This is a genomic window from Neorhizobium sp. S3-V5DH (genome assembly GCF_004343065.1).
Lineage (GTDB): Bacteria > Pseudomonadota > Alphaproteobacteria > Rhizobiales > Rhizobiaceae > Neorhizobium > Neorhizobium huautlense.
Genome location: NZ_SMCL01000003.1, coordinates 16,864 through 40,676, shown reverse-complemented (window position 1 = coordinate 40,676; position 23,813 = coordinate 16,864). Strand labels below are relative to the sequence as shown.

Annotated in this window: 25 protein-coding genes; 17 read left to right on the top strand and 8 right to left on the bottom strand. The window is 60.9% G+C overall.

Features of this window, described 5'->3' with window-relative positions:
- Positions 1-65 precede the first annotated feature (65 nt).
- Positions 66-1,775 (bottom strand): peptide ABC transporter substrate-binding protein, encoded by a 1,710-nt coding sequence (locus EDE09_RS06210; protein ID WP_132409395.1) that lies wholly within the window; start codon positions 1,773-1,775, stop codon positions 66-68.
- 324 nt (positions 1,776-2,099) lie between these two features.
- On the opposite strand from EDE09_RS06210, the gene EDE09_RS06205 reads away from it, so the two are divergent.
- The 11 genes from EDE09_RS06205 to EDE09_RS06155 all read left to right on the top strand — a co-directional run bounded on the left by EDE09_RS06205 (position 2,100) and on the right by EDE09_RS06155 (position 14,897).
- Positions 2,100-3,263 carry a M20 aminoacylase family protein gene (locus EDE09_RS06205; protein ID WP_132409393.1) on the top strand — a complete coding sequence of 388 codons (1,164 nt, stop codon included), beginning with the start codon at positions 2,100-2,102 and terminating at the stop codon, positions 3,261-3,263.
- 26 nt (positions 3,264-3,289) lie between these two features.
- The gene (locus EDE09_RS06200; protein ID WP_132409391.1) at positions 3,290-5,137 is read left to right on the top strand and encodes an ABC transporter ATP-binding protein; all 1,848 of its coding nucleotides are present in this window, start codon (positions 3,290-3,292) and stop codon (positions 5,135-5,137) included.
- Positions 5,138-5,214: 77 nt separating this feature from the next.
- Positions 5,215-6,168 carry a sugar-binding transcriptional regulator gene (locus EDE09_RS06195; protein WP_132409389.1) on the top strand — a complete coding sequence of 318 codons (954 nt, stop codon included), beginning with the start codon at positions 5,215-5,217 and terminating at the stop codon, positions 6,166-6,168.
- 145 nt (positions 6,169-6,313) lie between these two features.
- On the top strand, positions 6,314-7,639 hold the full coding sequence (locus tag EDE09_RS06190) for a sugar ABC transporter substrate-binding protein (protein ID WP_105371527.1): 1,326 nt from the start codon (positions 6,314-6,316) through the stop codon (positions 7,637-7,639).
- 146 nt (positions 7,640-7,785) lie between these two features.
- Positions 7,786-8,658 carry a sugar ABC transporter permease gene (locus EDE09_RS06185; RefSeq protein ID WP_105371528.1) on the top strand — a complete coding sequence of 291 codons (873 nt, stop codon included), beginning with the start codon at positions 7,786-7,788 and terminating at the stop codon, positions 8,656-8,658.
- A 9-nt stretch (positions 8,659-8,667) separates the two neighbouring features.
- The gene (locus EDE09_RS06180) at positions 8,668-9,492 is read left to right on the top strand and encodes a carbohydrate ABC transporter permease (RefSeq protein WP_105371529.1); all 825 of its coding nucleotides are present in this window, start codon (positions 8,668-8,670) and stop codon (positions 9,490-9,492) included.
- An 11-nt stretch (positions 9,493-9,503) separates the two neighbouring features.
- A complete protein-coding gene (locus EDE09_RS06175; protein ID WP_105371530.1) occupies positions 9,504-10,508 on the top strand; it encodes an ABC transporter ATP-binding protein in 1,005 nt (334 codons plus the stop codon).
- Positions 10,509-10,674: 166 nt separating this feature from the next.
- Positions 10,675-12,156: a mannitol dehydrogenase family protein gene (locus EDE09_RS06170; protein WP_132409387.1), complete on the top strand. Its 1,482-nt coding sequence runs from the start codon at positions 10,675-10,677 to the stop codon at positions 12,154-12,156.
- 12 nt (positions 12,157-12,168) lie between these two features.
- A complete protein-coding gene (locus EDE09_RS06165; protein ID WP_162712376.1) occupies positions 12,169-12,876 on the top strand; it encodes an HAD family hydrolase in 708 nt (235 codons plus the stop codon).
- A 48-nt stretch (positions 12,877-12,924) separates the two neighbouring features.
- A complete protein-coding gene (locus EDE09_RS06160; protein WP_132409385.1) occupies positions 12,925-14,502 on the top strand; it encodes an FGGY-family carbohydrate kinase in 1,578 nt (525 codons plus the stop codon).
- A 2-nt stretch (positions 14,503-14,504) separates the two neighbouring features.
- Entirely contained in the window at positions 14,505-14,897 is a 393-nt protein-coding gene (locus EDE09_RS06155) for an ester cyclase (RefSeq protein ID WP_132409383.1), read from the top strand.
- 52 nt (positions 14,898-14,949) lie between these two features.
- Here the strand turns inward: EDE09_RS06155 and EDE09_RS06150 are convergent, their stop codons facing one another.
- The 3 genes from EDE09_RS06150 to EDE09_RS06140 form a co-directional block, all read right to left on the bottom strand.
- Positions 14,950-15,150, bottom strand: coding sequence for a hypothetical protein (locus EDE09_RS06150; protein WP_132409381.1), 201 nt, complete (start codon positions 15,148-15,150; stop codon positions 14,950-14,952).
- Between the two features lie 83 nt (positions 15,151-15,233).
- Positions 15,234-15,665, bottom strand: a complete 432-nt coding sequence (locus tag EDE09_RS06145) for an SRPBCC domain-containing protein (RefSeq protein ID WP_105371536.1) — start codon at positions 15,663-15,665, stop codon at positions 15,234-15,236.
- On the bottom strand, positions 15,662-15,985 hold the full coding sequence (locus tag EDE09_RS06140; RefSeq protein ID WP_105371537.1) for a metalloregulator ArsR/SmtB family transcription factor: 324 nt from the start codon (positions 15,983-15,985) through the stop codon (positions 15,662-15,664). Before EDE09_RS06140 ends, EDE09_RS06145 begins: the two co-directional genes overlap by 4 nt.
- 194 nt (positions 15,986-16,179) lie before the next feature.
- Here EDE09_RS06140 and EDE09_RS06135 point away from each other — a divergent pair, with 194 nt between their 5' ends.
- Positions 16,180-16,893, top strand: a complete 714-nt coding sequence (locus EDE09_RS06135) for a sulfate transporter family protein (RefSeq protein ID WP_132409379.1) — start codon at positions 16,180-16,182, stop codon at positions 16,891-16,893.
- Here the strand turns inward: EDE09_RS06135 and EDE09_RS06130 are convergent.
- On the bottom strand, positions 16,890-17,315 hold the full coding sequence (locus tag EDE09_RS06130; protein WP_132409377.1) for a VOC family protein: 426 nt from the start codon (positions 17,313-17,315) through the stop codon (positions 16,890-16,892). The genes EDE09_RS06135 and EDE09_RS06130 overlap by 4 nt on opposite strands.
- Positions 17,316-17,404: 89 nt before the next feature.
- Here EDE09_RS06130 and EDE09_RS06125 point away from each other — a divergent pair, with 89 nt between their 5' ends.
- Complete coding sequence (locus tag EDE09_RS06125) at positions 17,405-17,986, top strand: TetR/AcrR family transcriptional regulator (RefSeq protein WP_132409375.1); 582 nt, start codon at positions 17,405-17,407, stop codon at positions 17,984-17,986.
- Here EDE09_RS06125 and nth read toward each other — a convergent pair.
- Entirely contained in the window at positions 17,948-18,730 is a 783-nt protein-coding gene (gene nth, locus EDE09_RS06120) for an endonuclease III (RefSeq protein WP_132409373.1), read from the bottom strand. The genes EDE09_RS06125 and nth overlap by 39 nt on opposite strands.
- A 42-nt stretch (positions 18,731-18,772) precedes the next feature.
- Between nth and EDE09_RS06115 the strand changes: the two genes are divergently transcribed.
- The 3 genes from EDE09_RS06115 to EDE09_RS06105 all read left to right on the top strand — a co-directional run bounded on the left by EDE09_RS06115 (position 18,773) and on the right by EDE09_RS06105 (position 20,764).
- Complete coding sequence (locus EDE09_RS06115) at positions 18,773-19,249, top strand: DUF2244 domain-containing protein (RefSeq protein ID WP_245505085.1); 477 nt, start codon at positions 18,773-18,775, stop codon at positions 19,247-19,249.
- 65 nt (positions 19,250-19,314) lie between these two features.
- Positions 19,315-20,196: a bifunctional helix-turn-helix domain-containing protein/methylated-DNA--[protein]-cysteine S-methyltransferase gene (locus EDE09_RS06110; protein WP_132409369.1), complete on the top strand. Its 882-nt coding sequence runs from the start codon at positions 19,315-19,317 to the stop codon at positions 20,194-20,196.
- A gap of 85 nt (positions 20,197-20,281) precedes the next feature.
- On the top strand, positions 20,282-20,764 hold the full coding sequence (locus EDE09_RS06105) for a ClpX C4-type zinc finger protein (protein ID WP_132409367.1): 483 nt from the start codon (positions 20,282-20,284) through the stop codon (positions 20,762-20,764).
- A 20-nt stretch (positions 20,765-20,784) separates the two neighbouring features.
- On the opposite strand, the gene EDE09_RS06100 is transcribed toward EDE09_RS06105, so the two are convergent.
- Positions 20,785-21,780, bottom strand: a complete 996-nt coding sequence (locus tag EDE09_RS06100) for a sugar-binding transcriptional regulator (RefSeq protein WP_132409365.1) — start codon at positions 21,778-21,780, stop codon at positions 20,785-20,787.
- A 197-nt stretch (positions 21,781-21,977) separates the two neighbouring features.
- Between EDE09_RS06100 and tal the strand changes: the two genes are divergently transcribed.
- Complete coding sequence (gene tal, locus EDE09_RS06095) at positions 21,978-22,943, top strand: transaldolase (protein ID WP_132409363.1); 966 nt, start codon at positions 21,978-21,980, stop codon at positions 22,941-22,943.
- A 55-nt stretch (positions 22,944-22,998) separates the two neighbouring features.
- Here tal and EDE09_RS06090 read toward each other — a convergent pair whose 3' ends face one another.
- The gene (locus EDE09_RS06090; protein ID WP_132409361.1) at positions 22,999-23,796 is read right to left on the bottom strand and encodes a methyltransferase domain-containing protein; all 798 of its coding nucleotides are present in this window, start codon (positions 23,794-23,796) and stop codon (positions 22,999-23,001) included.
- Positions 23,797-23,813: the final 17 nt, after the last annotated feature.

The window sequence follows — 23,813 nt, the reverse complement described above, 5'->3', positions numbered from 1 at the left end:
GAACTGGCGCGGAAGGAAGGGCGTTCGCCGGGCCTGCGCTCAAAGGCGAGGCCCGGCGACCGTCGTTACTTCTTGCGCGACCAGTCGGCGACGTTCCAAAGTTCGGAATCCCAGGCGTTCATGCGAACGCCATCAAGCTTCACGGAATGCGAGGAGACGCTGCCGCGGTGGATGAGCGGGATATGCGCACCTTCCTCGGTCAGCATGTCGTTGAGCTGCTTGGCAAGCTCTTCACGCTTGGAGATATCGGCGGTCTTGGAGAGCTCGCCGACGAGCTTGTCATAAGCCGGGTTGCAGTAACGCGGGATGTTCTGACCCTGCCAACCGTTTTCCGGGCTCGGAACCTTGTCGCAGAGCCATTCGGCCAGGTACTTTTCCGGGTCGGTGCCATCGAAGTTGTTGGTGTACATTTCGACGTCGGCATAGAACTTCTGGAAGGTGTCCGGGCTTGCAGGATCACCGCCGAAGAAGACCGAGGCGCTGACGTTGCGCAGTTCGGCACCCACGCCGATCTGAGACCACATGTCCTTGACGAGTTCCTGTGTCGCCTGACGGACGGAGTTGGTCGAGGTCTGGTAGAGGAAAGACAGTTTCACGCCGTCCTTGGCGCGGATACCGTCGCCGCCCTTCTTCCAGCCGGCATCGTCGAGCAGCTTGTTGGCCGCATCGATGTCCTGCTTCAGGCACCAGCTGTCGTTCTTGGTGGATGCATAGGCTTCCGGTGCCGGGACGATGTTGCAGGTTGGCTTGCCAGCTTCGCCGTAACCGGCCTCGTCGATGATGCTGCGATCGATCGCCAGCGAAAGCGCGCGGCGGACAGCCGGGTCTTTCAGGGCCGGATGCGGGCCTGCTTCCTTGGTGGAGCGCTTGTCGCCGAGCTTCGGATCCGGGTTGTACCAATTGAGGTTGATACGTTCGACCTGGGTGCCGAAGGAGGTCACGAGCTGACCCTTGCCGGCTTTCAGCATGGTGGCCAGCACTTCCGGCTCGACCTGCATGTTCCAGGCATAGTCGAACTCGCCCGTTTCCAGAACGGCGCGTGCGGCCGAAGCGGCATCGCCGCCGCCCTTCAGGGTCGCGGTTGCAAACGCCGGCTTGGCGGGATCGCGATAGTTCTTGTTGGCCTCGAAGGTGATGACGTCGTTCGGCTTGAATTCCTTGACGACGAAGGGACCGGTACCGATCGGACCGAAGTTGGCCGACGTGCAGCCCGGAGCCTTGGCGCCGACGCAGTTTTCGAACTGCTTCTTCTGAATTACCGGGGACTGGGCACCGACGAAGGCGCTGTAGGGATAGGGCTTCGGTTCGGAAAAAGTGATCTTGACGGTCATCGGATCCGGAGCTTCGACGCTCGTGACGCCTTCATACTGGGCTTTCTGCGCGCAGCCGCCATCCGGCGCGACGCAATATTTCCAGGTGAAAATGACATCTTCTGCCGTAAAAGGCGTGCCATCCGACCACTTCACACCGGACTTCAGCTTCCAGGTCATGCTGAGCAGGTCCTTGGCGACGCCACCGTTCTCGATCGTCGGGATCTCGGTGACCAGCATCGGCACGAGTTCACCCTTCTCGTCGTAACGGGCGAGCGGTTCGATCACCATGGAGGATGAATAGACTTCCTTGGTACCGCCTGAGAGGTACGGATTGAGGGTGGAGACGGCCTGCCAGAAGAGGATCTTCAGGTCGCCGTCGGTGCCTCGCTCGGCATGGGCGGCGGAGCCGGCGAAGGCAAGCGCGGCAACCGTGCCAGCCAGAAGAAGTTTGCGGTTTTTCATGCTATTATTCCCCTTGTCGTTCTCTTATGAGTTGTGTTGACGGCCTTCCGGTCATGCCGGAATTTGGAGCCTGGGGTCCGCGAAGGCTTTTTGTAACTTGTTGACTTCGCAGGACGATTTTTCCTTCTATCCTCCTCGAAAATTATCTTCAAAACAAGTTAAACCGTGTCGCCTGACGCGAGCATGATCAAAATTTGAGCCATCTAAGCATAGGCCTATTTTCCGTTCAAGTCGGAAAATTGAAGCTTGCAAAACCTGCTTTATGCGTCGCAATATCCGCCCCGAACAGAGTGGGAAACAGAGAAAGACAACGAGGTCTCGATCATGCCAGTCATCAATCGCGTCGCGGAAATGCAGGATCAAGTCGCCGAATGGAGGCGCCATCTGCACCAGAATCCGGAGCTGCTCTACGACGTTCACGAGACCTCCAAATTCGTTGCCGAAAAGCTGAGATCCTTCGGATGCGACCTTGTCGAAACGGGCATCGGCCAGACCGGAGTCGTTGCCGTCATCAAGGGTAACCAGGGCGAGGGGCCTGTCATAGGCTTCCGGGCCGACATGGATGCGCTGCCGATCCTCGAAACAAGCGGCAAACCATGGGCTTCCAAGACGCCCGGCAAGGCACATTCCTGCGGTCATGACGGCCATACGGCGATGCTGCTCGGTGCTGCCCAATATCTCGCCGAAACCCGCAATTTCAAGGGTTCGGTGGCGGTAATCTTTCAGCCGGCGGAGGAGGGTGGCGCCGGCGCGCTGGCGATGATCAACGACGGCCTGATGGAGAGGTTCGGCATCGCTCAGGTATTCGGCATGCACAACGAGCCGCGCTTGCCGGTCGGCAGCTTTGCGATCCGCAAGGGTTCGACCATGGCGGCTGCCGACACGTTCGAGATCACCGTCCATGGCCGCGGCAGCCATGCCGCGCAGCCGCATCTTTCGATCGATCCGGTGCTCGCGGCTTCGCATATCGTCGTTGCGCTGCAGTCGATCGTCTCACGGGAGACCGATCCTCTGAAGTCGCTCGTGGTGACCGTCGCATCGATCCACGGCGGCGAGGCGAGCAACGTCATTCCCGCCTATGTCAAGCTGGCCGGCACGGTGCGTACCCTGCTTCCGGAAACCCGTGATTTTGCCGAAAAACGACTGACGGAAGTAGCCCAGTCGACCGCAATCGCCCATGGCGCGACCGCGGAGATCGTCTATAGCCGCGGATACCCCGTCACCTTCAATCATGACGAGGAGACCGATTTCGCGGTGGAGATCGCCAGCAAGGTTGCGGGCTCCAGAGCCGTGCACACCAATGTTCCGCCGCATATGGGAGCGGAAGATTTCTCCTACATGCTGGAAACCCGTCCCGGCGCTTTCATCTTCATCGGCAACGGCGATACCGCAAGCCTCCACAATGCGGCTTATGATTTCAACGACGAGGCCATTCCCTACGGCGTCAGCTATTGGGTGACGCTCGCCGAAACAGCACTCGCCGCCTGACATCCGAACCTCAAGGAGAATTTTCCATGCTGCTTTCGGGAACTGCAATGGAACAGGGCGGCGGTTCGGTGACCCCGGTCCTTTCGGTGCGTAATCTGTCAACCTCGTTTCGCGTGAACGACGAATGGCGCACGGTGGTCCGCAATATTTCCTTCGACGTGGCGCCGCGTGAAACGGTGGCGATCGTCGGTGAATCCGGCTCGGGAAAAAGCGTCACGTCGCTTTCGATCATGCGGCTCCTGCCGAAGAATTCGAGCCGGATCGAAGGACAGGTCTTCCTCAACGGCCGGGAGCTTCTGTCCCTTCCCGAAGAGCAGATGCGGCAGGTGCGCGGCAACGACATCTCGATGATCTTCCAGGAGCCGATGACCTCGCTCAACCCGATCTTTCCGATCGGCAAGCAGATCGCCGAAGCTCTCACCGTCCACACGGAGATTTCCAAGGCCGAAGCCAAGGCGGAGGTGATCCGCCTGCTCGAAAAGGTGCGGATTCCGAACGCGAAAAGCCGTTTCGACGAATATCCGCACCAGTTTTCGGGTGGCATGCGCCAGCGCGTGATGATTGCTATGGCGCTCGCCTCCAAGCCGAAGCTTCTGATCGCCGACGAGCCGACCACGGCGCTCGACGTCACCATCCAGGGCCAGATCCTCGACCTCATCAAGGTGCTGCAGGAAGAGGAGGGCATGTCGGTTCTCTTCATCACCCACGACATGGGTGTCGTCGCCGAAGTCGCCGACCGGACCATCGTCATGTATCGGGGTGACGCCGTCGAGACGGGGGAAACCGACGATATCTTCCATCGCGGCAAACACCCCTATACGCGGGCGCTCCTATCTGCCGTGCCGCGGCTCGGGTCGATGGGCGAGCGTAAGCTTCCCTTGCGGTTCCCGATCATCGACGTGAAAACCGGCGAACAGCAGGCGCTAGCGGATGTCTCGGACACGGTCGCCAAGGGAAAGACGCCGATCCTCGATGTCAAGGATCTAACCACCCGCTTCGACATCCATTCCGGCCTTTTCGGCCGCAAAAGCGGCGCCGTGCACGCGGTGGAGAAGGTTTCCTTCAACCTCTTCGAAGGCGAAACGCTGTCGCTCGTCGGCGAATCGGGCTGCGGCAAGTCGACCACCGGCCGCTCGGTCACGCGTCTCATCACGCCGACCAGCGGCGAGGTGATGCTCGACGGCTATGAGGTGATGAAGCTCGACCAGCCGACGCTGCGCAAGATGCGCCGTTCGATCCAGATGGTCTTCCAGGATCCCTTCGCCTCGCTCAACCCGCGCATGAGCATCGGGTCGGCGGTGATGGAGCCGTTCATCGAGCACAATCTCGGGACCAAGCAACAGGCGCGCGACAAGGCGGCGAGCCTGATGGACAAGGTCGGCCTTTCCGCCGACATGATGAAACGCTTTCCGCACGAATTCTCAGGCGGCCAACGCCAGCGCATTGCGATCGCCCGGGCGCTGATGCTCGATCCGAAGGTGATCGTGGCGGACGAGGCGGTCTCCGCACTCGACGTGTCGATCAAGGCGCAGGTCTGCAATCTGCTTTTGGACCTGCAGCAGAGCTTGAACCTCGCTTTCCTGTTCATTTCCCACGACATGGCGGTGGTGGAGCGGGTCAGCCACCGGGTTGCCGTCATGTATCTTGGCGAAATCGTCGAGATTGGCCCGCGGGCGGCGGTATTTGAAAATCCGCAACATCCCTACACCCGCAAGCTGATGTCGGCCGTGCCGATCCCCGATCCCTCGCGCCGCAGGGTCAAGCGCAACATGTCGACGGACGAAATCAAGAGCCCGATCCGCCCCGTCGGCTACGTGCCGCCGAGACGGGAATATCGTGAAGTGGGCGAGGGGCATCTGGTGCAGGTGGCTTGAGGTTTCCTATCGCCTTTACACCCGTTTGACAGAAACTCGCAAAACGTGGCAGCAACGCGCGGAGGAGATTTTCTGCCATGGCAAAACGGTCTGATACGCAAGGACGGCTCGATGATGCGGCGCGGGCCGGGTGGCTCTATTATGTTGCGGGGCGCACCCAGGACGAGATTGCCGCGGCCATGAGCATCTCGAGGCAATCGGCACAGCGGCTGGTCTCGCTCGCCGTTGCCGAACGTCTCATCAAGGTGCGTCTCGATCATCCGATAGCGGCCTGCCTGGAACTTGCCGAAGCGCTGCGCAAGAAATACGGCCTGCGCCATTCGGAGGTCGTGCCGAGCGATCCTGCCGGCGTCTCCAGCACGGTCGGCATCGCCGAAGCGGCTGCTGCCGAGATCGAGCGCTGGCTCAAGCGTCCGGACCCGATCATCATCGCCATCGGAACAGGCCGTACGCTGAAAGCGGCCGTCGACCAATTGCCGCCGATGGAATGTCTGCAGCACCGGATCGTCTCGCTCACCGGCAATATCGGCCCGGACGGCTCGGCCGCTTACTACAACGTCATCTTCTCCATGGCGGACGCGATCAAGGCACGGCATTTCCCGATGCCGCTGCCGGTCCTCTGTTCGTCGGCGGCGGAGCGCGAAACGCTGCACGGCCAAGCGCTGGTTCGTTCAACACTGGAACTCGGCGCTCAGGCGGACGTCACATTCGTCGGCATCGGCGAACTGGGCGTCGACGGTCCTCTGTGCATCGACGGGTTCCTCGGCAAGGAGGAGATGCTGGACCTGGTCAAGAGCGGCGCTGCCGGCGAGATCTGCGGCTGGATTTACGATCGCGAAGGGCAGTTGCTCGGCAATTCCATCAATGATCGCGTCGCCAGTGTGCCGATCCCATCCCGCGAAAGGTCCTCGGTTATCGGAATCGCCCTGGGCAGAAAAAAGTTTGCGGCAATTTCCGGCGCCCTGAAGGGCAAAATCATCAATGGCATCATCACGGATGAAGCCACTGCAGAGCAATTGCTCTCCGCTTGAGCAAAATTATCCACTGTTGAATCAATGGCATGTCCCGTCTCCGCTGCAGTGCAGCGACGAAAGGCGATTGACTTTCTGTGTGGGTTGATGAGTAATTGCCCACGAGCAAAGCGAATGCTCGTTACTCATCTTCTGGGAGGAAGATATGACATTGAAGACGGTTTTGCTGGGCGCCTGCTCGGCGCTGGCGTTTGCCGGCATTTTCTCCACCGCGGCTTCGGCTGAAACTCTCACGATTGCTACCGTCAACAACGGCGATATGGTCCGCATGCAGGGCCTGACTTCGGAGTTCACCAAGGCCAATCCGGATATCGAGATCAACTGGGTCACGCTGGAAGAGAACGTGCTGCGTGAGCGCGTCACCACCGACATCGCCACCAAGGGCGGCCAGTACGACATCCTCACGATCGGCAACTACGAAGTGCCGATCTGGGCGAAACAGGGCTGGCTGCTGGAGCTCAACAAGCTCGGCGACAAATACGACGCCAACGACATACTGCCGGCGATCAAGGGCGGTCTGACGGTCGACGGAAAGCTTTACGCCGCGCCGTTCTATGGCGAGTCCGCGATGATCATGTACCGCAAGGACCTGTTCGACAAAGCGGGCCTCAAGATGCCGGAAAACCCGACCTGGGAATTCATCGGCGATGCTGCCCGCAAGATCACCGACCGCGCCAACGACATCAACGGCATCTGCCTGCGCGGCAAGGCCGGTTGGGGCGAGAACATGGCCTTTGTTACGGCACTAACCAATTCCTTCGGCGGCCGCTGGTTCGACGAAAAGTGGAACCCGCAGTTCGACCAGCCGGAATGGAAGGCCGCTCTTCAGTTCTACGTCGATCTGATGAAGGATGCCGGTCCGTCGGGCGCTTCCTCGAACGGCTTCAACGAGAACCTGACGCTGTTCCAGCAGGGCAAGTGCGGCATGTGGATGGACGCCACGGTTGCGGCTTCCTTCGTTTCCAATCCGAAGGATTCGACCGTTGCCGACAAGGTGGGCTATGCGCTCTTCCCGAGCAAGGAAGGCGTCAACAACCACGGCAACTGGCTGTGGTCCTGGAACCTTGCCGTCCCGACCTCCTCCAAGAAGGGCGACGCGGCTCAGAAGTTCATCTCCTGGGCGACCAGCAAGGAATACACCCAGCTCGTCGCGTCCAAGGAAGGCTGGGCGAACGTTCCTCCGGGCACCCGCACCTCGCTCTACAACAACGCCGAATACAAGAAGGCCGCAGCCTTCGCGGCTCCGACGCTTGCAGCGATGGGTGCGGCCGACATCACCAAGCCGACTGTCAAGCCGGTGCCCTACACCGGCGGCCAGTTCGTCGCGATCCCTGAATTCCAGGCGATCGGCACGAATGTCGGCCAGCTCTTCTCCGCGGTGGTCGCCGGGCAGTCCTCGGTGGATGATGCGCTCGCACAGGCCCAGTCGGCCACCAAGCGCGAAATGACCCGCGCCGGCTACATCAAGTAACCTCCCGAGCATCGGCCGCCCGGTCCTCTTTTCCACCGGGCGGTCAAGCTACAATCCGTCACTGATACAACAAAGGCAGCGATGTTCCTGCGCCGGTCTCCTTCCCAAAGAAAAAAGGCGCGGGGCAACAGAGGGAGGGCGTCGATATGGCAACGCAAAACACGAAAACGTTGGCGCGCCTGATGATGGCGCCCTCCGTCTTGCTTCTTCTCGTCTGGATGATCGTTCCCCTGGCGATGACATTGTGGTTCTCGTTCCAGAACTACAATCTGCTCAATCCCGCCAATGTGAGCTTCACCGGTTTCTTCAACTACGAGTATTTCTATACCGATCCGGCCTTCTTCCAGTCGATCTGGAATACGCTGGTCATCGTCGGCGGGGTGCTGCTGATCACCGTGGTGGGCGGTATTGCGATCGCGCTTCTGCTCGACCAGCCGATCTTCGGCCAGGGCATCGTCCGCATCCTGGTGATCTCGCCCTTCTTCGTCATGCCGCCGGTCGCGGCGCTGATCTGGAAGAACATGATCATGCATCCGGGCTATGGTGTGCTGGCGGATATCGCCAAGTTCTTCGGTCTCCGGCCCGTCGACTGGTTCGCGCAATATCCGCTGTTTTCGATCGTCGTCATCGTCGCCTGGCAATGGCTGCCTTTCGCCACCCTGATCCTGCTCACTGCGCTGCAGTCGCTCGACGGCGAACAGAAGGAAGCGGCGGAGATGGACGGGGCCAATTTCTTCAACCGCTTCATCTATCTGGTGCTGCCGCATCTCGCCCGCGCCATCACGGTCGTCATCCTGATCCAGACGATCTTCCTGCTTGGGGTTTACGCGGAAATCCTCGTCACCACCAATGGCGGCCCGGGTTATGCCTCCACCAACCTCGCCTTCCTGATCTACCGCACGGCGCTTCTCGGCTACGACGTTGGCGGCGCCTCGGCAGGCGGCATCATCGCGGTCGTTCTCGCCAATATCGTCGCCTTCTTCCTGATGCGCGCCGTCGGCAAGAACCTGGATCGATAGGAGACGGATATGGCTCGCAATGTCACGACAAGACACAAGGTCACCGCCACGGTTTTTGCCTGGATCGTCGCCCTCATCATCTTCTTCCCGATCCTCTACACGCTGATCACCAGCGTGAAGACGGAGCCGGAAGCGATCGCCGGCTTCAGCCTGATCCCGTCCGGCACGTTCGAGAACTATGTGACGGTGCAGACGCAACGCGACTATTTCAAGCCGTTCATGAACTCGGTCGTGCTGGCGGTCGGTTCGACCATCCTGGCGCTGATCATCGCGATCCCGTCGGCCTGGGCCATGGCATTCTCGCCGACCAAGCGGACCAAGGACATCCTGATGTGGATGCTCTCCACCAAGATGATGCCGGCGGTGGCGGTGCTGGTGCCGATCTACCTGATGTTCCGCGATTTCGGGCTGCTCGACACTCGCATCGGGCTCACCGTCATGCTGACGCTGATCAACCTACCGATCGTCGTGTGGATGCTCTACACCTATTTCCGCGAGATTCCGGGCGAGATCCTGGAAGCGGCACGCATGGACGGCGCTGGCCTCTGGCAGGAGATCGTCTACGTGCTGACGCCGATGGCGGTGCCCGGCATTGCCTCGACGCTGCTCTTGAACATCATCCTCGCCTGGAACGAAGCCTTCTGGACGATCCGGTTGTCGACAACCAATGCGGCGCCGCTGACGGCCTTCATCGCCTCGTTCTCCAGTCCGCAAGGCCTCTTCTGGGCGAAACTATCGGCGGCCTCGACCATGGCGATCGCGCCGATCCTCATCCTCGGCTGGTTCAGCCAGAAACAACTCGTTCGCGGCCTGACCTTCGGCGCGGTTAAGTAAGGAATACGGATATGGGCAGCATCACGCTCAGACAAGTGTCGAAGGTCTTCGGCGAAGCGAAGGTCATCCCTTCGATCGACCTCGAGATCAACGACGGCGAATTCGTCGTTTTCGTAGGCCCGTCGGGCTGCGGCAAGTCCACGCTGCTGCGGCTGATTGCCGGTCTCGAAGACGTTTCCGGCGGCCAGATCCTGATCGACGGCAAGGACGTCACCCACGCAGCACCCGCCGAGCGCGGCCTGGCTATGGTCTTCCAGTCCTATGCGCTTTATCCGCATATGAGCGTCAGGAAGAACATCGCCTTCCCGCTGAAGATGGCGAAGATGGAGCAGTCGGCGATCGACAAGAAGGTAGAGGCCGCCGCCCGCGTTCTGAACCTCACCGACTATCTGGAGCGCCGCCCCTCGCAGCTTTCCGGCGGCCAGCGCCAGCGTGTCGCGATCGGCCGCGCCATCGTGCGCGAACCCTCTGCCTTCCTGTTCGATGAGCCCCTGTCGAACCTCGACGCGGCCCTGCGCGGCACGATGCGGCTCGAAATCAGCGATCTGCATCATCAGCTTAAGACGACGATGGTCTACGTCACCCATGACCAGGTGGAGGCCATGACCATGGCCGACAAGATCGTCGTCTTGAACCGCGGAAATATCGAGCAGGTCGGCTCGCCGCTCGACCTTTACAAGTCGCCGCGCAACCTCTTCGTCGCCGGCTTCATCGGTTCGCCAAAGATGAATTTCATCGACGGAGCCTATGCCCAGTCGAGGAGCGCCAGGACCGCCGGCATCCGTCCGGAACACCTCGGCCTCTCGAAGGACAGTGGCACCTGGCGCGGCACCGTGAAGGTCGCCGAACATCTCGGCGCCGATACGTTCCTGCACCTCGATGTCGACGGCATCGGTCCCATCACCGCGCGCTGCGACGGCGAGTTCGGCGCCTATCATGGCGATACGGTCTACATGACCCCGGACGAGTCCAAGCTGCATCGTTTCGACGACAAGGGGCTGGCGATCCGGGGATAAGATTGCGACGGGGGCGCTGTGTTCTCCACCGTCATCCTCGGGACAATCCCGAGGATGACGGCGAGGGGAGTGCAAGACGCCTGCCGACCGCGGCTTTCAATCGGGGTCCAGGTCTTGGTCTGAATTATTGGCTTGGGATTTCTCAGGCCATACTGGAGTTAAGATAATGACGGTAAAACTTTCGCTGGCGAGCTTGAAAGACGTGGCGCGCACCGCCGCCGTGCCGGCCTATGATCCGAAGAGTTTGACCCCCGGCATCCTGCATTTCGGGGTGGGCAATTTCCACCGTGCCCATCAGGCGATCTACCTCGACGACCTGTTCAACACCGGCAAGGCACATGACTGGGCGATCATCGGCGCGGGCGTCATGCCATCCGATGCGGCGATGCGCGACAAGCTCGCGGCCCAGGATTTCCTCACTACCGTCGTCGAACAGGACAACAACAGGACCGCCGCCCGCGTCACCGCGCCAATGACCGATATCATCGCTCCGGGCGAAACCGCGGCGCTGATCGAGAAGCTCGCAGACCCGACGATCCGAATCGTCTCGATGACGATTACCGAAGGGGGCTATTTCATCGATGCCGCCGGCCACTTCAACCCGGCCCATCCGGCGATCGTCGAGGACAGCAGGAATCCCAATAGTCCGAAAACCGTCTTCGGCCTCATCCTTGCCGGCCTCAGAGAGCGGAAGGCGAGGGGTATTGCGCCCTTCACCATCATGTCCTGCGACAACATTCCCGGAAACGGCGAGGTGACGGAGAACACCGTCATCGGGCTCGCAAAACTTGCCGATCCGGACTTTGCCCGCTGGATCCACGACAACGTCGCGTTTCCCAATTCGATGGTCGACCGCATCACGCCCGCGACCGGCCAGCGCGAGATCGACATCCTCAGGAACGATTTCGATATCGACGACAACTGGCCGGTCTTCTGCGAAGAGTTCAAGCAATGGGTGATGGAGGACAATTTTCCCTCCGGCCGGCCGCGGCTGGAAGAGGTCGGCGTCCAGTTCGTGCCCGATGTTGCGCCCTACGAGCTGATGAAGATCCGCATCCTGAATGGCGGCCACGCGGCAATCGCCTATCCGGCAGCACTTCTCGACATCCATTTCGTGCATGAGGCGATGGAGCATCCGCTGATCCGCGCGTTCCTCGCCAAGCTGGAAAAGGACGAGATCATCCCGATCGTGCCGCCGGTGCCCGATATCGATCTCAACGACTATTACGGCCTGATCGAGCGCCGTTTCCTCAACCCGAAGATCGGCGACACCATTCCGCGGCTGGCGCAGGACGGTTCCAACCGGCAGCCGAAATTCATCCTGCCGTCCACCCGCGACCGGCTCGCCAAGGGCCTCGATATCGTCGGCCTGTCGCTCGTCTCGGCGCTCTGGTGCCGCTACTTTGCCGGCACGTCGGATAGCGGCCGGGAGATCGTGTTCAACGACGCCAGCGCCGACAAGCTGCACGCGGCCGCGCTGAAAGCCAGGGATAACCCGGACGCCTTTCTTGTGTTCGACGAGATCTTCGGCGAGGTTTCGAAGTCCGAGCTGTTCCGGAAACGCTTCGCCCATGCGCTCTCGACGCTCTGGAGGGAGGGGACGGCCAGGACGCTCGAACTTTATCTTCGGGACGAACTTGTCAAATAACGGGTTGGCAAAGTGCTTCAAACGGCGGGACCACTGGTGATCTTCGATTGCGACGGGGTTCTCGTCGACAGCGAACCCGTTTCGGTCCGCGTTCTGGTCGATGCCCTTCGCCGCAAGGGCCTCGACATGGACGAGACGGAAGCCTATCGCCGCTTTCTCGGCCGCAGCCTCGCCACCATTACCAGGACCATGCGCGAGGAATTCGCCGTCGAGGCGGACGAGAGCTTTCTGGAAGACATGCGCCACGATCTCTACGCCCGCTTTCGCAGGGAGTTGCAGCCCATGGCCGGCATTGCCGATGCGCTTGATGGTCTTGATCTGCGTCGCTGCGTCGCCTCGTCCAGCCAGCCGGAGCGCATCCGGCTGTCCTTGACGCTGACGGGCCTCATCGACAAGCTCGAACCGAACATCTTTTCCGCCGCTATGGTTGCACACGGCAAGCCGGCGCCGGACCTCTTCCTGCATGCGGCAAGCCAGATGGGGACCGATCCGGAAAATTGCATTGTCATCGAGGACAGTCCCGCCGGCATCGAGGCGGGCCACCGTGCCGGGATGGCCGTTTTTGCCTTCGTCGGCGGTTCGCATGCCGGCACTCCGGGCTACCGGGAAAGGATCGACGCGCTTTCGCCCGAAGTGGTGTTTGACGCGATGCCGGATTTGATCCACCTTGTCCGAAAATATGTCGAGGGCCGCAATGGCTCCGTTTCGCAGCAGGCTTAGGCTTGCAGCGGCATATGGGACAGGCACAGGGACAGGAAACAGATCCGGATGCGTGATCACCTCGTTGCGGTCGATATCGGCACCGGCAGCGCACGCGCCGGCGTCTTTGACCGCAACGGGCGGCTGCTTGCCAAGGCAAAGCATCCGATTTTGATGTTTCGGCCGAAGGAAAACCACGCCGAGCACGATTCGGAGGATATCTGGGCCGCCGCCTGCCGCGTGGTGAAGGAGGCCCTGGGCGAGGCCGGAATCACGCCGGACCGGATCGCCGCGATCGGCTTCGATGCCACCTGTTCGCTCGTCGCCCGTGATCGCGATGGCAATCAGCTCAGCGTCTCGACGACCGGCAGGGACGCGCAGGACACCATCGTCTGGCTCGACCATCGGGCAATCGAGGAGGCCGATCTGCTTTCGGCCACCGGCCACAAGGTGCTGGAATTTTCGGGCGGCTCGCTGTCGCCCGAGATGGAAATGCCGAAGCTGATGTGGCTGAAGAAACACCTGCCCGGGAGCTGGGCGAGGGCGGGTTATTTCTTCGACCTTGCCGATTTCCTCACCTGGAAGGCGACCGGTTCGGGTCATCGCTCACGCTGCACGCTGACGGCCAAGTGGAACTATCTCGCCCACGAAAATCCCGGCTGGAACGCCGATTTCTGGGCGCTTGCCGGGCTGGAGGACCTCAAGGAGAAGGGCGGCCTGCCGGAAGAGACCGTCGGCGCCGGAACCACGATGGGCAGCCTCAGCGCGAAGGCAGCTGAGGAACTCGGCCTCGATACCGGCGTCCAGGTGGCGCCGGGTCTGATCGACGCCTATGCGGGCGCTTTGGGCGTGCTCGGCGGTGCGTCGGGAAGAGCAGAACTCGAGGCGAGCGTTGCCCTGATCGGCGGCACGTCGAGCTGCGTCGTCGCCTTCGCGCGGGATGCAAAGCCTGGGCGAAGCCTCTGGGGCCCCTATTACGAAGCGGTCCTGCCGAACCATTGGGTGGTCGAGGGTGGCCAGTCGGCGACCGGCGCGCTGCTCGACCATATGGTACACATGCATGCCGCCGGCGGCGAACCGACAGCCGAGCTGCACGGGCGCATCATCGCCCGCATCGACGAATTGCGCGCAGAGACCGATGGCGACATTGCCCCGAACCTTCACGTCCTGCCGGATTTTCACGGCAACCGCTCGCCGCTTGCCGATCCGCATGCGACGGGCGTCATCAGCGGGCTCACCCTCGACACCTCCTTCGACGGGCTTTGCCGGCTCTACTGGCGCGCTTCAGTCGCCATCGCGCTCGGCATCCGCCACATCCTCGAAACGCTCGCCGATCACGGCTATCGTTTCGACACCCTGCATGTCACCGGGGGCCATGTGAACAACCCGCTGCTGGTCGAGCTTTATGCGGACGTGACAGGATGCAAGGTGGTGATCCCGCAAAACCGAGACGCCGTTCTGCTCGGCACGGCAATGACCGCGGCGGTCGCCGGCGGCGTGCAGCCGAGCCTGTTCGAGGCGGGGCGGGCGATGGACGGCGGCGGCAGCGAACGGCTGCCGGATTCGGCGCGTGCGGCGCAATACGCCCGGGATTACCGGCGGTTCCTGGCGATGGTCAGGCATCGGGAGGAATTGCGGGGGATTTGACCATGAACAGCCCGGACCTCGACGAAATATATCGCGAATACATTGCCTGCCTGAACAGCCAGGACTGGCAGAATCTGGCTTGCTTCGTCAGTGACGAGGTTGTCCACAATGGCAGACGGCTTGGCCTGTCAGGCTATCGGAGCATGCTGGTCCACGACTTTGAGCAGATTCCCGACCTGCATTTTTCCATCCATCTGCTCGTCTGCGAACCACCTCATGTGGCGGCGAGGCTTGCCTTCGATTGCGCCCCAATGGGCACGTTTCTCGGCCTCGACGTTAACGGAAGGCAAATTTCTTTCACCGAGAATGTTTTCTACCGATTCCAAACGGGAAAGATCACGGAGGTCTGGTCCGTCATCGACAAGGCCGCCATCGAGGTTCAGCTTAAACAATAGGCCTCCCTTGCTCGCGATGCCACATGCCTACCTCCGCTCGTCATCCCTCTGCTCAGACGTTGCGTCTCACATAAGGCAGTGCAAACATATAGAGCCCGCTGAACAGCAGCAGAAATAGGGGAGGCAGTGGGGAGTAGACGATCCAGGCGGGCGGTTCGCCGAATGCCATGGCGGCGAAGTTGGCGGCGACGGTCAGCGTGAAGATGATCGACAGCCAGCGGTGGGACTGCCGGATTGCGTTGCTCCAGGTCATGGTCTTTTCTTTCAAAATCGGTCGTTGATGGTTGCCGGCTTGTCCGCCGGATGGCCGGATGCGGTTCCCATGACGGGCGGTTTTCAGGCCTGTGCGTCCAAAACCTTCTCCAGCGTCTCCAAAAAGCCCTGCCAGCCATGACGGGCGCCGTGAAAGGCCTGTTTCTGCTCCGGCCGGAAGCCGGTCTGCTCAATGCGCAGATGCGTTCCCTTGGCGGTCGGCGTGAGGGTCAGGGTCACCACGCTTTTCAGGTCGTAGGCCGCATCGTCATGCGCAAAGTTCCAGGTGTAGGAGAGCCGTTCGTTCGGCTCGACGATCAGGACTTCGCAATCCAGCACGCCGCCCCATTCCCCGCGGAGATTGAAACGGTGTCCGACGACGGGTGCGAAATCGTTCTTCATCAGCCATTCCTGGATCAGGTGCGGCTGGGTAAGCGCGCGCCAGATCTTTTCCGGCGGGTGAGGGATCTCCCGTTCCACCATCACGGTGCGGGCCTCAGGCGATACTTCGTTCATTGGTCCATCCTTTTAAGAAGATCTTCGAGAGCATCGAACTTCTTTTCCCAGAAGCTGGTCATCTCGTTTGCCCAGTCGACCAGGGGAGCAAGCGCGGCGAATTCCGCGCTGTAATGCGTCTGCCGTCCCTCGGGGCGGTCGCGCACCAATCCGGCCCGCTTCAGGGCCGCAAGATGTTTCGAAACGACCGGCTGCGAAACTCCGGCCCGGGCCGTCAGGGCTCCGACCGTCTTTTCTCCTTCCCGGCACAGGCGTTCGAAGATCGCCCGCCGGGTGGGATCGGCAAGCGTTCTGAAGATCTCGTCATGGGCGGCTGTCACGTCAATTCATACCTCGTCGGCTATGAATTGACGTATAGCTGGTGAGCTATGAATTGGTCAAGCGGGAAACGCGAAGTGGCATTTGCATAATTTATTACGGTGTTCCGCCCTGGCCGCCGCCGGTGAGGAGGGGCGCTCGTGCTTGTTCGCGCGCACTCTCCCACCTACATCTTGGCGGCAACCGGAGACCTTGCATGATCCTCGACGCAGCACGCCTTTCGCTTCTCAATCTTTTCGCGCCGGAAACACGCAATGTCTTCTGGAAGACGCTGGGGTTGACGATCCTGGTCCTGGTCGGTCTCTGGTTCGGGCTGCGGGAACTCTTCGCCTTTTATGCCTGGCCGTGGATGGCGGCATTTTTCCCGGATCTGCCGGACTGGACCGGCTGGCTCACCTTCATTGCCGCCATCGCTGCCAGCATCGGGCTCGCGCTGGCGCTGGCGCTCCTGATCGCGCCGATCACCGCACTGATTGCCGGCCTGTTTCTCGATGATGTCGCCGAAGTGGTCGAGAAGCGCGATTATCCCAATGACGTGCCCGGCAAGGCGATGCCGCTTGCCGAGGCGATGGCAAGTTCGATCAAGTTTCTGGGCGTCGTCATCGTCGGCAACATCATCGCATTGTTTCTGTTGTTCATTCCCGGCATCAACCTGATCGCCTTCTTTCTGGTGAACGGTTATCTGCTCGGGCGGGAATTCTTCGAGTTCGCGGCGATGCGGTTTCGCACGCCGACGGACGCTCGCGCCTTCCGCTCGAAACATTCCTCGACTGTGTTCATGGCGGGCCTTCTGATCGCTTGTTTTCTGGCCGTCCCGATCGTTAACCTTCTGACGCCGCTTTTTGCCGCGGGCCTGATGGTGCATCTCCACAAGGCGATCTCGAAGCGCGATCCGGCGTTCAAGGGTTAGGCCGGCAGAGCCAAACCATCGTACATTGATGCAAACTCGGCACTTGGCGGGATAGGCTTGATGACGTCGATCAACACGCCGTTGGGGTCTGACGTGATGAAATGCCGCTGGCCGAAATCTTCGTCGCGGAGATCGAGCCGGATCGGCAAACCGGCTGCTTTGAGACGTTCGTAGACCGCATCGACATCCTCAACCTCGAAGTTCAGGAGCAGGCCGGAGGCTTTGCCGCGACTGCTTTCCGGGATGGTCTCATGGCTCCCGTCGAGGATTGCCAAGGTTACGTGTTCGCTTTCCCTGGATTGCAGATGCACATACCAGTCTGCCGAAAACAGCGCCTCGAAGCCGAAATGCCGAATGTAGAAATCGGATGTGCCGGCGACATCGCCGGTCATAATGACGGGATAATAGCTGCTGACCTTCATGGCTTTCCCTCCAAGGAGTTTGCGGATACATTCAGTCTGTATGTAAATTTATAGATACATTCAGTCTGTATGTAAATAGCGAGATTAAGATGGCGCGCAGCAACCGCGAACGTACCGATGCGACCCGCACCGCTCTTCTGGAGGCGGCCAGACGCTTATTCGTGGAAAAGGGATATGCCGAGACGGCGACGCCCGACATCGTCGCGGCCGCCGGGGTGACGCGCGGCGCTCTTTACCACCACTTCCCAGATAAAAAAGCGCTGTTCTGGGCGGTGGTGGAGCGTGAAGCGGGGGAGGTCGCTGCGGATATCGAGGCGCGGTCGGCCGAGGCTTCATCGGCACGGGAGGCTCTTTTGCAAGGTGCCTGCGCATATTTCGATGCCATGGCCGCGCCCGGGCGAACGCGGTTGCTGCTCAAGGAGGCTCCGGCCCAGACCGCCGTGGATTCCGGGAATGGCGAAGATCCAGCGGAATCGAGCCTCAAGGTGGGGCTCTCGCATCTCCTGGAGGGCGCCGCGCTTCTTCCGCTTCTCGATCCTTTGACCGTGCTGGTCTCGGCGGCTTTCGAACGGGCGGCGATCGCCATCGATTGCGGCGGCAACCGCAAGAATTACGAAGCGGCGATCGCGGCTTTAATCGACGGCCTCAGCCCCAATAAATTGAGGCGGTAGCTCGACCAGCGGCGCCGGCACGTCGCAGGTCTTTTCCGGCGAGCGACAGAGATCGGCGATGACGCAGCGCTCGCATTCCGGCTTGCGGGCCTTGCAGGTATAGCGGCCATGCAGGATCAGCCAGTGATGGGCGTGATAGAGATACTGCTCCGGGATGACCTTGAGAAAATGCTCCTCGACCTCGTCCGGCGTCTTGCCCGGCGCCATCAGCAGGCGGTTGCCGATGCGGAAGACATGCGTGTCGACTGCAAGTGTCGGGATCCCGAAGGCCATGGACATCACGACGTTGGCCGTCTTTCGGCCGACGCCCGGCAGCCGGATCAGTTCCTCGCGGCTCTTCGGCACTTCGGAGCCGAATTCCTCGATCAGCATTCGCGAGAGCGCAATCACGTTCTTTGCCTTGTTGCGGTAGAGGCCGATCGTTTTGATGTATTGGGTGACACCTTCCTCGCCGAGCGCCAGCATCTTTTCCGGCGTATCGGCGATCTTGAAGAGGGCGCGTGTCGCCTTGTTGACGCCGGCATCCGTCGCCTGTGCGGAAAGCGCTACGGCCACCACCAGCGTGAAGGGGTTGACATGCTCCAGCTCGCCCTTCGGCTCGGGCCGCTGCACGGAAAAGCGGCGGAAGATCTCCTCCATCTCCGCTTTGGTATAGGCGGATTTGTAACGCCTGGGCTTTCGCGCAGAGCCGTGATTTGACTTTTGCAAAGTGCTGGTGCTGGATTTGGTCTTGGAAGTCGCCATATGCGTCTATAGCCAGCCTGCATGAAGGAATGCAACGTGGACATGCCAGAAGATCGGCCGGTTTTCGCAGCCGAACTCACGCCCCATCGTTCGCTCGGCAAGACCGGGTTCCGTGTCGTGCTGGCGTTGTCGGGTGCGGTCTGCCTGATCTATGGTGGGTTCTTCCTGGTTACCGGCGCCTATCCGATCGGCCTCTTCTTCGGGCTCGATTTTCTGGGCCTCTATATCGCGCTGAAGATGAGCTACCGCTCGGGCAAGGCGCGGGAGGAAGTCACCGTCACGCGCACCAATCTTTCGATCCGCAAATTTTCGCCGGCGGGGCGCATGGTAGAGCATCGCTTCAATCCGTTCTGGGCGCGATTCCGGGTGAAGCGGCATGAGGAATTCGGCATTACCGGCATGTTCGTGACGGGCGAGGGGCGGTTTACCGACATCGGCTCTTTTCTCAATCCGGACGACCGGGAGAGCTTCGCAAAGGCCTTCAAGGGCGCTCTCGCCACGGTGAAACGAAAAGTCTGATACTGCAAGAAACGGGTGGTTTCGGCAGAGCCGAAGGAGCATCTATGGGTGAAAGGAGAGATGTCATGAACGCTTTCGCTCAGATTGCTCAACCCGTCACCGACGTGACGCCTGAAGGTTCCGATTATGAAACCGTCCGCTGCGTCATCGAAATGATTACGCTGGATTACCGCGACCAGCCATCGCTGGAAGTGATTGCCGCCGAACTCGGCCAGTCGCCGACCCAGTTGCAGAAGGTTTTCACCCGCTGGGCAGGGCTCTCGCCCAAGGCCTTTCTGCAAGCGGTGACGCTCGACCATGCCAAGCGGCTGCTCGGCAAGGAAGAACTACCGCTGCTCGAAGCCTCCTACGAGCTCGGCCTGTCCGGCCCCGGACGCCTGCACGACCTGTTCGTCACCCACGAAGCCATGTCTCCCGGCGAGTGGAAGGCGCGCGGCGGCGGGCTGACGATCCGTTACGGATTCCACCCGTCGCCCTTCGGCATCGCGCTCGTCATGGCAACGGACCGCGGACTGGCGGGCCTCGCCTTCGCCGACCAGAACGGCGAAAAAGCCTGCCTCGAAGACATGACCTGCCGATGGCCGAATGCCGAGTATGTGGAGGACCGCGAGATCACGGCGCCTTACATCACGCGCATTTTCGACCGTTCGAAATGGTCTGGGGACCAGCCGCTCAAGGTGGTGCTGATCGGCTCGGATTTCCAGGTGCGGGTCTGGCAGAGCCTCTTGAAGATACCATTCGGCAAGGCCGTTACCTATTCGGATGTGGCCAACGATATCGGCCAGCCGACCGCCAGCCGCGCCGTGGGTGCCGCGATCGGCCGCAACCCGATCTCCTTCGTGGTGCCCTGCCACCGGGCGCTCGGCAAAAGCGGCGCGCTGACCGGCTATCACTGGGGACTGACCCGCAAGCGGGCGATCCTCGGCTGGGAAGCAGGAGCGGCGTGACCGGCCAGGATCGTTCGGCCGAGCATGGATCGGGAATGAAGCTGTTCTATATTGCCGTCACGTTGGGCAGCTTCAGGGGATCTACATGCACATCAATCCATCGTTTGGAGAGAGAGTCCGCGGCGCGCTGCGGTTGCTGAAGGGCAGAGGTGACGATGCCGTGGTCTGCAGTTTCTGCGGAGAAGACCGGCATGCCAATGTAGGCAATATCGTTAGCGGCCCGGGCGTGGCGATCTGCGGCGCCTGCGTCGATATCGCGATGAATTGGAAAACGCTGGCATCAGCCAAACCGGACGAAGGGAAGGAATTGGATAGCTTTCCCCTGTTCGAGCATCCGGCCTCGCTACTGCCGGAGAGCCGGGCAACCCTCAACGACCTGATCGAAGATTGCGCCGCAGAGCTTTCCTCCTCGCTCATAGGCTGGTCCTATGCGCGAGGCTACGGAGACTTCACCGACGGCATTTCCGTCTTTGTTCAGAGGCCGCAAGGCGCCAATGGCCTAGTCTATCAGCAGACGTTCACCCGGATGCTGTTCTGGCCATCGCAATTCGAAAAGACGTCTTCCTGACGGTTTGTTGGGTTTCAAGGTCAATGCGCAGGCAATGACTCCTCGCCCAGCCTCAACAGCTCCCTTGCCGCCGTCTCGTCGGTGATCAGCGTATTGCAGCCGATGCGGCGGATGGTGGCGCGGATTGCAATGGCGCGATGGGCGCCGCCTGAGGAAAGCACGATGTGCTTCGCCTTTTTCAGCGTATCGAGATCGATCGACATCACCCGCTCGTTGAGCGCGTGATCGACGGAACGACCTTCCTTGTCGAGGAAATTGAACATGGTGTCGCAGACGCAGCCGGCGGCAATCAGCCGGTTCAGTTCCGCCTTGGAGATGAATCCTTCCGACAACGAGGTGGAATGCGGGCCGATGTCGCCGCAGCTGACGATCGCGAGATCGAGGTTTTCGGCAAGATCGTAGATGGTCTTCAGCCCGCACTGCTCGATCAAGGCTCGTTTTGTCTTGATGGAATCGACCAAAAGCGGTGCCAGGAACATGTAACATTCGGCGCCAAGCTGGCCGGCGAAGCGCCATGTATAGTCGATCGGGTTGGTCTGGTGGACGGCGACGATGCCGCCGAGCAGCGAAACGACCTTGCAGTTCTCGCGTCGCGGCGGACGAAAGCTCGACAGCGAGGCGGTCATGGTGCGGCCCCAGCCGACTCCGATCGTCATGTCGTTCTGCACCACTTCGGAAAGGAACTGCCCGAGCGCCAGGCCAACCGCGCTCGCCATCGCGGTCGTGCTATCGTCCCGCGGCGCCGGCACCACGACGGCCTCGTCCAGGCAGTAAAGCTTTTCCAATCGGGTCGCGAGTTCGACGCAGGTGTCGATCCCCTCGCTGATCCAGATCTGCACCTCCGAGCGTTTCATCGCTTCATCGAGCATGCGGATCACGGTGGAGCGGCTGATGCCGAGACGCTCGGCGACATCTTTTTGCGTTAATCCCTGGTTATAATAAAGCCATGCAGCGCGCAGCCTGAGGGACGCGGCTTCGGAAAAGGCGGTATGGGTCTCGCGTCTGAGCTTGGTCAACGGGGCTCCGAAAGGATCGGGAACGGGTGTTCCGATAATTGGCTCATATGAAACATATGTCAATTCGGAATGACAAATGTCTTGACTTCCTGACCACGGAAGGTCGATAGTCTCTCTACGCGCCGGAGGAGCAAATTCCCGCGACAGGCGTTCAGGTTATGAGTGGATGACCTAAGTTTCCAACGAGGAATATTCGGATGACGTCGAAACTAGAGCAGCTTCGTTCCATGACCACGGTCGTTGCCGATACTGGCGATATCGAGGCGGTTGCCCGCCTGAAACCCGTGGATTGCACGACCAACCCGACGATCGTCTTAAAGGCGCTCGGCACGCCGATCTTCGCCGACAAGGTGAAGGAAGCAATCGCCTGGGGCCGCAAGCAGGGCGGCCAGGACGATGCGGTCGTGTCTGCGGTGGCGGACCGTCTGGCCATCGATGTCGGTGCGGCACTTGCCGAACTCGTTCCGGGCCGCGTCTCCACCGAAGTCGATGCCGATCTCTCCTTCGATACGGAAGCTTCGATCGCCAAGGCTCGTTCGATCATCGCAGCCTACAAGGAGCGCGGCATCGAACGCGACCGCATCCTGATCAAGCTTGCTTCCACTTGGGAAGGTATTCGTGCCGCCGAAGTCCTGCAGACGGAAGGCATCGACTGCAACCTGACACTTCTCTTCAGCCAGGCCCAGGCAATCGCCTGCGCCGAGGCCAAGGTCTTCCTCATCTCGCCTTTCGTCGGCCGCATCCTCGACTGGTACAAGAAATCGACCGGCCAGGACTATACCGCCGAGACTGACCCCGGCGTGCTTTCGGTCCGCCAGATCTACAATTACTACAAGGCGAACGGCGTTTCGACGATCGTCATGGGCGCCTCGTTCCGCAATGCGGGCGAGATCGAAGCCCTTGCCGGCTGCGACCGTCTGACGATCAGCCCGGCCCTCCTCGACGAACTCGACAAGGATACCGGCAAGCTGGAGCGCAAGCTTTTTCCGGAAACCTTCAAGGCCGAGCCTTTGCAATCGCTGAACGAGAAGCAGTTCCGCTGGATGCTGAACGAAGACGCCATGGCGACCGAAAAGCTCTCCGAAGGCATCCGCGCCTTTGCCAAGGACCTGACGGCGCTGCGCGAACTCGTCCGCAAGGAACTGACTCTCGCCGCCGCCTGATATTCCACCGCCTGCATGAACAAAAGGCCCCTCCCGCGACGGGCCTTTTTGCCTTTCATGCCCGCTTTCTGCTGAGAAAGAGGCCGGTTTGCTTGCCGACTTCCAGCACGCCGTTGCCCGCTTCGAAAGCCCTGGCGATCGCTTCGCGGAAGGCAGCAAGCTGGGGTTCGCTCGATCGGTCTCCCGGCGGGTAGGAGGTCAGCGCCAGGAAAACGTCTTCCGGCTCGGTAATCCGCATCCGGGCCGGATGTTCGGAGAAGGCGACATTGCCGAACTCGGCATGCATCATCGCCTCGGCCTTTTCGTAACCGAAGGCAGCACCGCCCGGATCGACCGGCGGGCTGCCGAGCACGGCGGTCAGCGCGTAGATTTCGCGCATGTTGCCGACGCCGTTGGTCGTCACTGCAAGCACGCCGCCGGGCTTCAATACGCGGGACATCTCGGCAATCGCGACGGCTGGATCGGTAAGGTGATAGAGCATGTGCATGGCGATGACGGCGTCGAAGGAGCCATCTTCGAAGGGCAACGCTACCGCGTCGGCCTGATAGCCGGTCACCGATCTGAAGGGCAGGGTGCGGCAGCGGTCGACCGCTTCCGCCACCATGCCGTGGGATTGATCGGCAAGCGTCAGATCGAGGTTGTCGGGGATTTCCTCAACTACCGAGGCCCAGAACCAGGCCGGGCCGCAGCCGATGTCGAGGACACGGTCGCCAGGGCGGAGAGGAATCTGCCGGGCGACCCAGGGAAACCAGCCGGTTTCGGCGATCGTGTATTCCCTGTTGAGGCGACCGCGGGCCGCCAGCTTGCGGCTATCGGCATATTGTTCGGAATTGCCTGAGGTAATCGACGACATGATGCCTCCCATCGAGA